Below are 11,611 nucleotides of genomic sequence, written 5' to 3' on the forward strand. Positions count from 1 at the left end.
CCCAGGGAGTGGGTTTTCTTTCCCTAATCTTTAGCCATTTGGGGCCATGGTATTTATCTACCAGGTTTTCTCAAGCCTCCTCAAGCAATCTCCTTTTCCATGCCCTCAGATTAGCCTTTGCCTGGGAATCCGCTAGCTCTATCACCTCTTTAGCACTGTTGCACTCCAAAATCTTTTGTGCTACCTTCATCTCGGGCTCTCCTCCTTGTGCTTTCTAACCAGACTGAAGGGTCTAACACAAGTAGGTGAGCCCCATTCCTTGTCCCTTTAAGAAAAGCCTGAATAAAAAGAACGCTACTTGTTATCGTGACGTGAAATCGTGGGGGTAAAGTACTTTCGAGATTACACATCATGACGAGTTGTGACCCAACAATCCGCCCTTCGGTAACAGTTTCATTTAGGACAATTGTCCTTATTTTCTATTGACGCAATACGTACTGTGAGGTTTCTCGTCAAATTGTGGGTAAGGAGTTTTTTCTGAAAACCCAAAGGATTTCTTGGAGCTATTTTTGGAACGGCCTTTTGGGACACCTTGGTTTGAAGTGAGGGATATTAAGCCCACAATATCTTCAGTCCTCGGGTCTATGGGCGATTGATTCTATGGACATCGAAAAGGGCAGTATCAAAAACCTACAGCGCGATACTCATCCGGTCGAGAATTATCCCCTAGAGTTGGATCTTTGTCAGAGGTGCACCAGATCTAGGGGATAGTTCTTATTGGGGGTAGCGGCCTCCTGGCCTATTACATATTAGGGGCGGGATGCGCTGGTGGGGCGGAAGAAAGTCCACAGAGCCCCAACCAAATAGGCGAAGTACAAGAGCACCTCAAGAAGCTCCGGATTGCCATTATAGCCAAAAAGGGTTTTAAGGAAGCTGCCCAGCCCGCTGCTCTCGTTGAGCACTCTATTGGTGTTCCACACCTCCTCTTGAAGGATAGGGAAGATTCCCGCTTCCTGAAATTCATGGATGCCGTGAGCCAGCAGGCCAGCGGCAAAGAAGATAAGTAGCACCCCGGTGATATTGAAGAAGGTGCGCAGATTAATGAATCGGCTCCCTTTATAGACGAGATAACCGATGGCGATGGCGACCACCAGTCCGATGAATCCGCCCAGGAACAGCGCTAGAGCATTCTCCTCCACCCGCCAGGCGCTGAAATAGGAAAAATACCGATTCGATACCTTCCCTGACCACCACCACAAAGGCGAGGAAGGCCATGGCAAAGGTGGAACCTGTCTGGAGGGCAGACTTCACTTGGGCCTCTAGTTGGGCTTTCAGGAAACGGGCTTGTTTCCTCATCCAGAGCACCATATAGCTGAGAACAGCCACCGCTATCAGCATTGCTGTGCCCTCGTAGATCTGTTCTGCCCGGCCGGAGAGCTCCCCTACCGTCCAAAAGACGCCTCCTCCCACTACCAAGCTCACCCCTACCGCCACCCCGGTGCCCAGCCAGACACTGCGGAACTGGTCTTGTCGCCCCAGCCGGCTAATGAAGGCAAGGATGATGCTGACAATCAGTGCTGCCTCCAGTCCCTCCCTGAGGGTTATAAGAATCGCTGCACCCATCGGATGCCTCCTTTCTATCACGCTTTATTGGATATTCCACCATTTCCTCACATTCTCCTTTCTCTTTGGATGAGACCCCTTGTCAGATCAAGGGCTGATGTGTGCTTGTGGTAAAGCTGGCGACTAGCCTTGCCCGGACTGCGGCTCCAGGTGGACCCACCTTTTCCTTTCACATTTGCCCTATTCTCCAGAGATTGGACAAGTAATATCAAATATATTTGGGTTGCGTTCAAAAGTTGATAATTTTTCGGTCCACCTGTTGAAAATTTTTAGATATACCTATTAATAATCTTTCGGTCTACCTAAAATATAACACACCCCTTTACCCCTTGTCAAGTAGGGGAGACTTTTTCTCAAGAGAATTTCAGCCGCTTCCTGAACCTCTCTATTTCCTTGGCCAAAATACTGCTCCAGCCTATCGACATTCAGGTCATCATCTGCTATATCTTGAGGGTTTCGCTCACTCCCACGTGGGTTCACTCCCATCCTTGTGATGGTCTTTCTTCAGGTGAGCCTACTCTATTTCCCCTCCCTTTGGCAACAACCAAACCTATCACGCATCGAGGGCTTTTTTGAGCCAGTTATTATTTGTGGCCTCCCCCCACGAGTGGAAGCTCGTCTTTGATTTGCATGACTGGCGGTATGGTATACTCTGTTCTGGAGGTATGCTATGGGTCGACGAAAGGTGGCCAAGATAACTATTAGTCTCCCTCAGGAACTCCTGGACCTCGCAGACCGGCTGGCGAGGGAGCGCGCAACCACCCGGAGCGGTGTTATCGCCGAGCTGCTGAAAATGGAAGAGCAGAGGTGCATCCAGGCGCTGATGGAGGAAGGCTATCGGGAGATGGCCGAGGAGAACCGCCGCATCGCTGAGGAGGCCTTTCCACTGACCAGCGAGATGATCCGGCGGAATACCCGCTGGGACGAGCGGGCCGATGGTTAGGCGTGGCGAGATCTATTGGCTGCAGCTTCCTCCTGCTACCGGCTTCGAGCAGGCGGGACGCTGCCCCGTGCTCATTATCCAGAACGATATCGGTAATCGCACAAGCTCTACCACCATCGTCGCCGCTATCACATCTCAGCCACGCCGGCGAGTTTACCCCTTCCATGTGCCTTTCACGGCCGAGGAAGGCGGGCTGCGCCTTGACGGGATTGTTCTGTGCGAGCAGATCCAGACGGTGGACCAAAGGCGCCTAGGTGCTCTTGTTGGCGCCCTGAGCGGGGAGAAGATGCAGCAGGTTGACCTCGCCCTGCACTACAGCCTGGGGCTAGAACACTAGGAGGAGACGGTGGACAGGGACAAGCGAAAGGGGAACACCCCCTAGGACCTCGTTATTCACCCTTGCTTTCTGCCTTGACGGCCAGGCAGGCTATCATTATATTAGTATCAGGAGGTGTAGAGATGAAAATCCTGCTCATCTACCCCACTTGTGATGAGCCTCCCTTGAAGCGGAAAGGGAAACTCCTCTCTTTCGCTCCTTCCTTGGGGCTGGCTCAGCTGGCCGCCTTGACGCCTCCCGAGTTCGAGGTCGCCCTTGTGGACGAGCTCTTCGAGAACATCAATTACGATGGACAGTTCGATTTGGTGGGCATCTCCACTATGACCTCCACGGCCCCGCGGGCCTACGCTATAGCTGAGCGCTTCCGTCAACACGGGACGACCGTCGTTCTGGGGGGTATTCACCCTACCACTCTCCCTGAGGAGGCGGCTGCCCACTGCGATGCCGTGGTCGTCGGCGAGGCGGAAGGCGTATGGGACAGGCTATTGGTAGATTTCCAGCAGGGGCGCATGCAACGTTTCTATCACGCCGAGGGTTTCCCTGACCTGAACAACCTCGCCTTTCCTCGGCGCGAGCTGTTCCACAAGCCAAACTATCGTTACCTCATCGCGAACTCCATCCAGACTACACGTGGCTGCCCTTTCAATTGCGGCTATTGTACTGTTACCAGGTTCTTTGGCCATTCCTATCGCCAACGGCCAATAGGTGAGATAATACGTGAACTAGCAGCCCTGAAGGAGAAACTCATCCTCTTCGTTGATGACAACATTGTCGGGCAGCTACGACGAGCCAAGGAACTCTTTCGAGCCCTTCGTCCTTTAGGTCTACGCTGGGTCAGTCAGGCGAGCATCACTATGGCTAAGGATGAGGAGCTATTGCGGCTGATGGCCGATAGTGGCTGCACTGGGGTGATCATCGGCTTCGAATCACTGTCAGCGGAAAATTTGAAGCACGTCGGTAAACACTTTAATATAGTGAATGAATTTGAGGAAGCAATCAAAAGAATTCGCTCCTATGGCCTCGCTGTATTCGGCGCTTTTATGTTCGGTTTTGATCAGGATGACGAATCAGTCTTTGAACGTACCCTGGAATTTGCCCAGCGCAACAGACTGGAGGGGGTGAACTTCAGCATCGTGACACCGCTGCCGGGAACGCAGCTCCACACCGAATTTGAAAGGGATGGTCGCATCATCGATCGAGATTGGAGCCATTACGATGTTGCCCACGTTGTTTTCCGACCGTGGCTTATGTCCCCTGAGCGTCTGGCTGAGGGCTTCATCTGGGCTCTAGAGCAGTTCTACTCCCTGTCCTCAATCCTTAAAAGAATTGGGCTATTTCATCGTCTCGCACCGCTATATTGGTTGTTCAACCTGAGCATGCGCCGGGGGGCTAAATACTGGAGCCAGCAGTCCCTTTTGCCATCTACCATCCAACTGGACGAGGCTATAGGCTAAATTGTTTGCACTAATATTAGTAATCTCCGCTTATCTTGTGGGCTCCATCCCCTTCGGCTATCTAGCCGGTAAGCTGCTGAAGGGGATGGACATCCGTGACTATGGCACGGGGAACCTGGGAGCGGCCAACGTCTGGCATAACGTGGGGCGCCTCCCGGCGATCGGCGTTGGACTGGCCGATATTGGCAAGGGTGCCTGGCCTGTGTTGGTCGCCAGGCACGCTGGTGGCGGAGACTATCTCACCGCTGCGGCTGGGCTAGCGGCTATCATCGGTTATGATTGGCCCATCTTCCTCAAATTCAGTGGGGGGCGCGGGATGGCCACTACCATAGGCGTACTTCTGGCTTGTCTTCCCCTGAAGGTTCTCCCCCTCATTCTCGTTTTCGCCCTAGGATTGTTATTGAACAGATTAGCCCTCTTCATGTTCCTGGGGATGGGCTCTTTCCCCATGTTTCTCTGGTGGACGGGTGAAGGACAAGCCATCATCCTCCTCGTCATAGCCGCCTTCGTCTTGATGATCATCCGGCGCCTGGAAGGGATCCAACCCGAACTGCAGCTCCCTGCCGACCGAAAAGGTGTCATCCTGAATCGTTTACTCCATGATCGTCGCCCTAGACAGCGCCTGGCCGGACGTCGGGAGCGGTCGGATAGAGACTGAACTAGGGGATTCCAAGGGGGCACAGCCCACTACCCTTGGAGGGTTATAGAGGCCAAACGCTGGCCGTCGACTATCTGGCTCCCTCTCCCCGTGGGAGGGGAGGGCATAAAAGGGGGCTTCTGGATGAAGCCTATAGCGGGAGAGGGTAGGGGGCACGGTTACCGTGCCCTTATTCAAATACCAGAGGGCGAGGAGACCTCACCCCTACAATACTACAATACCAGAGGGCGAGGAGACCCCGCCCCTACAGTTTTCAGATCACAGCCCAGAAGGGGAACACCCCTTCTGGTCCGCCTAAGGCGGATAGGGCTCCGCCCCGGCCCCCCTCTTCCCGGCCTAAATGGGAAGCGCAGAAGGGCTTCGCCCTTCTGCTGGGGTTTGGTGTATCCCCAAATCCACCTCCCCCCTTCTCCCTCTGGGAGAAGGGGGGCAAGGGGGATGAGGGCATTCAACCGATGGTTCTAAGGCCCGCCCTAGTAGGGGCGAGGTCACCTCGCCCCTACTTTCGCAAAGCGGGAGAGGGGGCAGGGGGTGAGGGCACAGCCCCTTGAACCCCCGTGGGGGGTTTGGGGGAGATATTCAACGCTTTTTTAGAGGGATAACCGATGGCTCGCATTATCGTGGTGACAGACAGCAGTGCTTGCGTACCGGCTCACATGGTACGGCGTTACGATATTCGTGTAGCACCTGTCCACCTTATCTTCGGTGAGAGGGACTACCGCGATGGGATAGATTTAACCCCCACCGAATTCTATCAGATGCTACGTCAGGCTGAGAGGCTTCCCACTACCTCAGCCCCCTCAGTGGGAGAGTATCTCCAGATCTATGAGGAGGCCAGGTCTCAGGGTGCGCCGGGTATCGTCTGTGTGGCCACCTCTTCCACCTTCAGCCATATATACGAATCGGCTGGTCAAGCGGCGATGCTGCTGAGTGATATCCCCATTCGCGTCATTGACAGTCGCATGGGGGCGGCGGCCGTGGGTTTAGTCGCCCTGGCCGCGGCACGGCGGGCTTATAATGGGGGCAGCCTTGAGGAGGTGGTCAAGGTGGTGCAGAGGGCTATGGCCAGGGTGCGGACTCTAATCGCGCTGGATACCCTGGAGTACCTCCAGAAGAGTGGCCGTGTTCCGGCCGTGGCCGTTTGGGCCACCAATTTGTTGAACATCAAGCCCATCCTCACCATCGTCGATGGCCAGGCGAAAGTCTTGAGAAGGACACGCGCCAGGCGCCGCGCTGTGGAGCATCTGTTGGAAATCATGCGTCTCCAGGCAGGTCAAGGGGGCAGGCTACAGGTAGCCGTGATGCATGCTGACGTCTTAGCTGAGGCTGAGGCGCTGAAGGAGACCGTAGCAGAACAATTTCGCTGCGCCAAGCTTTTCCTTACCGAATTTACCCCAGCTATGGGTGTCCACACTGGCCCCGGGGTGCTGGGGCTGGCCTTCCTGCCCCTAGAGGATGACTCCCTGCCTGGCGAGGGAGCCCTGTAAGAGAGAGACGTTTACCTCCCTGGGCCGTAAGGAGCCCTCGACGGCCAAGGCAGCGGCTGTGCCTGCCGCCTGTCCCATGACCATACATGGCGCTATCTCTCTGCTGAGAAGCTGGGCGGGCCTGGTGGCTGAATAGCAACGGCCGGCCACCAGGAGACCATTGAGCCGTTTGGGGATCAGGGACCGATAGGGGATGAAATAGTTACGCGCCCGCCCAACAGCGTCGGCGAAATACCGACCCTCACTGATATCTTCTTTGGTAACAATGTACTCACCGCTGAGAAGCCTGCTCTGTCTGACGCCGAGCTGGGAAGCCGTGTCCAGGAGGTAGGCTGCCTCGAAGCCTGGCAAGTTGCGACGAACAAAGTCCAGACAATGCCAAATTCGCTTGCGGGCTTCCCTTTCGATGTAGGTTCGATCCTCGATGGAGAGCGCATCCAGACCCTTATAGGTTGGTGCATTTATCCAAACTACCCCTTTGCGCACCGTTGACATCCACCAGAAGTGGTGATCGCAGCCGAGGATAGCCTTGACCTCAGCGTCCAGCCGCGCTGCTTCCTCAGGATGCTCTTCCTCATAGCGCATGGCTTTTTCCGTATCCACGTTACCAAGACGATGCACCAGGGTCAGCGGCAACTGGCCGCGGCGGTGTTCGGCCCCGGCCACGGCGAAAATGTCTCCATCCCCGCTGGCATCTATGGTCACTTTGGCCAGGATTGCCTCCCGACCAGACTTGCTCTCTACGACCGCTCCCTTCACCTGATCCTCTTCCACAATGGCTCCTACGGCCAAGGTATGCAGACGAAGTTGCACACCTGCCTCGGTCACCATCTCATCAGCCACATACTTCAGAGCCTCGGGGTCCACGCTACAGCAGTAGACGATCGATTTAGGAACGGAGCCAGGCTGGAACCAGTTTATGAAGCCCCATCGCCCCCACTGTTGCCAGAGAGAGGGGCTGGCCTGGCCCAGGGCCTCCGGCGGTGTACAAACGGCCGCACCCATAGCGCTCAAACGCTCCAATATCTCCTGCGGTATCCCGCCAATGACACGTTCCCGTCCATCGCTGAGGTCGTCCCATAAAAGCACTAACCCACCGCTGGCCAGTCCACCAAGGTACCCATAACGCTCGAGTAGCATGGTCTCGGACCCGTGCCGGGCTGCAGCAATCGCTGCCCCTAAGCCGGCCGGACCACCCCCGATGACCAAGACGTCCGCCTCAGCGACGATCGGTGTCTCCCGTGGGAGCTCTTTGAGCATCTTCATGGACTATCCTCCTGGCGATGCCTACATATCAGGGAAACGTAAAACGTGGGGTGGCCGCACGGTACAATCGCCCTGGCAGCCGCAGGCAACGGGTAGATCCAGTTGACCCAGGGCACGCAGCGTCGCTTTGGCCATGCGCTGCGCCGAATCCGGGCTGTACTGCTCCCACAAATCCCCTTGGGTCCAATCCTCAACCAAACCCTCGGCGTAATTAGTCACGCGATACATCCCAGCATAGCAGGCCCCGATGCTCCGGGCCAGGTAGGCCTCTGGACAGAGGCTCTGCCCTACGATATCGGCCCCCAGGACTTTGAACATAGCCACCTCCGCCGGTGTCTCAAAGCGAGGCCCTTCAGTCACACCACATACTCCTCGCCGGAAGACGCGCCGGAATCCTACTTCCTGCGCAGCTGCTACCAGAACCTGCCGCAACTCCGGGCATAGTGCCCGCCGAAAGCGCACCAGTTTTCCTTCCTGAAAGAGCTTACTCGTATTCGTACGATTATCAATGAAGTCGTGAGGTACCACCACATCCCCCGGCTCCAGCAGGTGATTGACGCCCCCCACCGTGCCATCAGCCAGGATGCGCTTGACCCCGGCCTGCTCAAAGACCCAGAAGACCTTCTCCTGATCGGCGAAGTGGGTGGCAAACGTCTGCCACCCGTGATAACGGGCAAACAATACCTGTTTCTCCTTATAGCCTCGCTCCTCATCCTGCTTAATATGTAACAGCTTAAACTTGGCCGACCGACCCAGAGAAGTTCCGAACACCAGATTGTCTTCCAGCACTGCAACCGCCGGATCAGCCAGCTCCTCCGGAAAACGACACTCCCTCGTGCCTGAACCACCGATGAAGGCGAAGTCAACCTTAGGTACCGATTTTGTGACGCTCATCGTTCGCTCCCCGTCCTAAAATTTATATATTGGGGCCCTAGCCCTCCTCCTCACTCAGCGCTCTCCCGTATAGACACTCTATATCTGACCGGGTCGTCACTCTCGAATTGAGCTTTCTTGACTCATCCTCCAGCGCATCATCAATCAGGGTAGGAAGGTCTCTTTTTTTGAGGCCAACCTCTTGAAGGCTGGTGGGAAGATCAATACTTGAAGCCAATAACCTGACGGCCTGCACCGCACCGTAGGCCTGTTCAAGAGAAGATAGCCCGGCGACGTGTTCACCCATAGCCCTGGCGATAGCCGCATATTTGGCCGGTGCGGCGATCAGGTTGAACTCCATCACGTAGGGCAGCATTATGCTACAGGCCAGCCCATGGGGGAGGTTGTGGCGGGTGCTCAGGGGATGGGCTAGTGAATGGGCCGTTCCTACCAGGGCGTGACTGAAGGCAACGCCGGCCATCATGCTGGCCAACATCATCTTCGATCGTGCCTCCTGGTCTGCCCCGTTGGCCACAGCCTTACCAAGGTTATTGGCAATCAATTCGATGGCTGCCAGAGCCAGGGCATCAGTCATCGGCTGGGCTAACAAAGAAACATAAGTCTCAATGGCATGGGTTAGGGCATCCATCCCCGTCTCTGCGGTGGCCCGGGCGGGGAGGGAGACAGTAAGGGAGGGATCGACGAGAGCAATCTTAGGCCGATTGAAGGGACTGACGACCACAATCTTTATCTGCCTGACCGTATCAGTGATAACCGCGCCGCGCGTCACTTCAGCGCCGGTACCGGCTGTCGTCGGGACGGCGATGAAGGGCAGGGTAGGTTTCTGCACCAGCCCGACTCCGCGGTAATCTTTGATCTCCCCACCATTGGTGAGCAGAACGTTTATTCCCTTCGCGGCATCGATGGAGCTGCCACCACCAACGGCGATAAGCATGTCTACAGCGCTTTCTCGACCAAGGGCCGCTCCAGCGGCCACGTTCTCGTCACGGGGGTTGGGTTCAACCCCAGTGAACACGACGGTCTCCACACCGGCCGAATGCACAGAGTTTACGATGTCCGTTAGCAAACCAGCCTTCTCAATCCCCTTATCGGTGACGATAAGAGCCTTATGCCCACCCAACTGCCTGGCTGCCTCACCGATCTCCTTCGCCACTCCCCAACCAAAGCGAATTTCCGTGGGCATGCTAAAAACGAAAGGCTTCATAGCTGTTACCCCCCTTCAAATTAAAGTCTACCTTTTGACAAGATCCCCCTTACTGAGGGTGCTGCCCTCATCCCCCCTATCCCCCTTCTCCCGCCTTACGGGAGAAGGGGGCTAGAAGCTAGGGCGGAGCCCTAGAACTCTCCCAGAAGGGAGTCACCCCCTTCTGAACTACCCCTTAAGAGAAGGGGGGACCAGATCTGGGCTGCACCATCCCTCCTTGACCCCCCGGCAGGTTCTGCTACCCTTGGAACGCACCTTGGCCGGCCGCTGTCGCTTCCCAGATGGACTGCAACTCTTCCAGCGGGATGTCGAAGAGAAGTCGCCCAGGACCCAGCGGTTCGCTGGAGAAGAAGGCCGGCAGGCGATCATCCTGAGGGCCGAAGCCGGCGGTGTGGTTGAAGGCACGTTCGCGCTCTATAACCTCGCCTCCTAAGCGGTGGATATAGCCCGGCTCAAGAGAGCACCCATAGGCAGCGTTCAACAGCCTGCTGACCAGCTCCGGTTTGCCGCCAGTGGCAGCCATCAGGAAAATACAGAGTCCCAGCGCATCGTAGGCTGCCCGATCCAGCTGGGAGGAACGAGAGAGCGCCACTTGCCCATCTTTATGGTGGTGATCAATTGGGGCAAAGATGGTCAATCCGGCGGTATGATCGGCGCCCATCGGTGAAGTAGCATAGGTAACACCTGTGCCCTTGATCGCCCGTGGATCGTAGGCTGAGAGCGATTGATTCTTTACCGCCGGTATGCGCGCCAGCCCCAAAGTACGGCCGGTATAGGCGCAGCCCTGGGCAATGATTGAGCCGAGCGTCCCATCGTCAACTATTTCCCGCAAGGACTGAGCCGTCCGTTTCCAGTCGCCAAAGGGGATCTTTCCGGCCTCCATCAACAGCCCAAGGGCCGCCCCAATCTCAATGGTATCGATCCCTAGCTCATTGCAGATGCGGTTCAAGCGAGCGATAGCGTCTAAATCGCCGATTCCTAGATTGGACCCCAGCATGACTAAGGTCTCGTATTCCAGGGCCGATACGATGCGTCGCCCAGTGCTGTCCGGGACGATGTTAGAACAGCTGATAGCACAGACCGGCATACAGGCTTCAGAGGGGTCGCCCTGTCCGCCACGTGAGGTGATGAGGTCATAGAGCGCCTCACCGCCAATGTCTTCCGCCTGCTCAAAGACCCCTTGCCTGAAATTACGCGTCGGCAGTCCTTGCCAGCTATTAGTCAGACCGACCGTGGAGGCCGTGCCATATTTACGCAGACTCTCCGTACGTGGGCTAGTGGCCACCTCGTGATTGAAGTCCCTAGCCGCCGCACGGAAAGCAGTCGCATCATTTAAGCGGGGGCTCTGCCCCCCATCCGCTCGAACGAGGATGGCCTTTAATCCCTTGCTCCCCATGACCGCTCCCAGTCCCCCTCTGGCAGCGAACCGACTGAGGCGTCCCTTGGTGTCAGTGATGGCTACAACGGCGGTCGGCCGCTGTTGCTCAGCAGCTGGACCGATAGAAGCGATGCTGTAGTAGGGTCCGAAATCGGCCTGAAGGCGTTCGGCCATCTCTTCGTTCCCCAGTCCCTGGTATGGGGTCGCTGGCAGAAGGGAAGGTCCCCCTTCCTCGATTACCAACAGGCTCCACGAGCTATGGCGAGGCCTGCCCTCGATGACCAAGGCTCTATAGCCAAGCCTGGCCAGGCTATCGGCCAGGGTACCACCGGCATTGGCCTCCTTGATGCCCCCGGTTAGAGGGCTTTTGGCCCCCACGGAGAGCCGCCCGGCACTGGAGACCCCCAGGGCCGCCAATGGGCCACCA

9 protein-coding genes and 1 pseudogene are annotated in these 11,611 nt (G+C 56.5%); 5 read left to right on the top strand and 5 right to left on the bottom strand.

From position 1 onward, the window contains the following. Positions 1-749: 749 nt before the first annotated feature. Positions 750-1,563: pseudogene (locus M1136_01705) on the bottom strand (FTR1 family iron permease). A gap of 670 nt (positions 1,564-2,233) precedes the next feature. Here M1136_01705 and M1136_01710 point away from each other — a divergent pair. From M1136_01710 to M1136_01730, 5 genes are all read left to right on the top strand, one after another. Beyond that, positions 2,234-2,506: a type II toxin-antitoxin system HicB family antitoxin gene (locus M1136_01710; GenBank protein ID MCL5074355.1), complete on the top strand. Its 273-nt coding sequence runs from the start codon at positions 2,234-2,236 to the stop codon at positions 2,504-2,506. Beyond that, on the top strand, positions 2,499-2,843 hold the full coding sequence (locus M1136_01715; GenBank protein ID MCL5074356.1) for a type II toxin-antitoxin system PemK/MazF family toxin: 345 nt from the start codon (positions 2,499-2,501) through the stop codon (positions 2,841-2,843). The genes M1136_01710 and M1136_01715 overlap by 8 nt, the downstream gene beginning before the upstream one ends. 122 nt (positions 2,844-2,965) lie before the next feature. Further along, positions 2,966-4,297, top strand: a complete 1,332-nt coding sequence (locus M1136_01720; protein ID MCL5074357.1) for a B12-binding domain-containing radical SAM protein — start codon at positions 2,966-2,968, stop codon at positions 4,295-4,297. 1 nt (position 4,298) lies between these two features. After that, positions 4,299-4,955 carry a glycerol-3-phosphate acyltransferase gene (locus tag M1136_01725; protein ID MCL5074358.1) on the top strand — a complete coding sequence of 219 codons (657 nt, stop codon included), beginning with the start codon at positions 4,299-4,301 and terminating at the stop codon, positions 4,953-4,955. A 605-nt stretch (positions 4,956-5,560) separates the two neighbouring features. Then, entirely contained in the window at positions 5,561-6,442 is an 882-nt protein-coding gene (locus M1136_01730; protein MCL5074359.1) for a DegV family protein, read from the top strand. On the opposite strand, the gene M1136_01735 is transcribed toward M1136_01730, so the two are convergent. From M1136_01735 to M1136_01750, 4 genes are all read right to left on the bottom strand, one after another. Next, on the bottom strand, positions 6,404-7,708 hold the full coding sequence (locus M1136_01735) for an FAD-dependent oxidoreductase (protein MCL5074360.1): 1,305 nt from the start codon (positions 7,706-7,708) through the stop codon (positions 6,404-6,406). The genes M1136_01730 and M1136_01735 overlap by 39 nt on opposite strands. A 21-nt stretch (positions 7,709-7,729) precedes the next feature. Further along, positions 7,730-8,602: an MTAP family purine nucleoside phosphorylase gene (locus M1136_01740; GenBank protein ID MCL5074361.1), complete on the bottom strand. Its 873-nt coding sequence runs from the start codon at positions 8,600-8,602 to the stop codon at positions 7,730-7,732. A 37-nt stretch (positions 8,603-8,639) separates the two neighbouring features. Next, on the bottom strand, positions 8,640-9,806 hold the full coding sequence (locus M1136_01745) for an iron-containing alcohol dehydrogenase (protein MCL5074362.1): 1,167 nt from the start codon (positions 9,804-9,806) through the stop codon (positions 8,640-8,642). 238 nt (positions 9,807-10,044) lie between these two features. Then, the coding region (locus M1136_01750; GenBank protein ID MCL5074363.1) for an aldehyde ferredoxin oxidoreductase at positions 10,045-11,611 on the bottom strand (1,567 nt) is incomplete at its 5' end.

It is taken from the genome of Chloroflexota bacterium, assembly GCA_023475225.1.
Taxonomy (GTDB): domain Bacteria; phylum Chloroflexota; class UBA6077; order FW602-bin22; family JAMCVK01; genus JAMCVK01.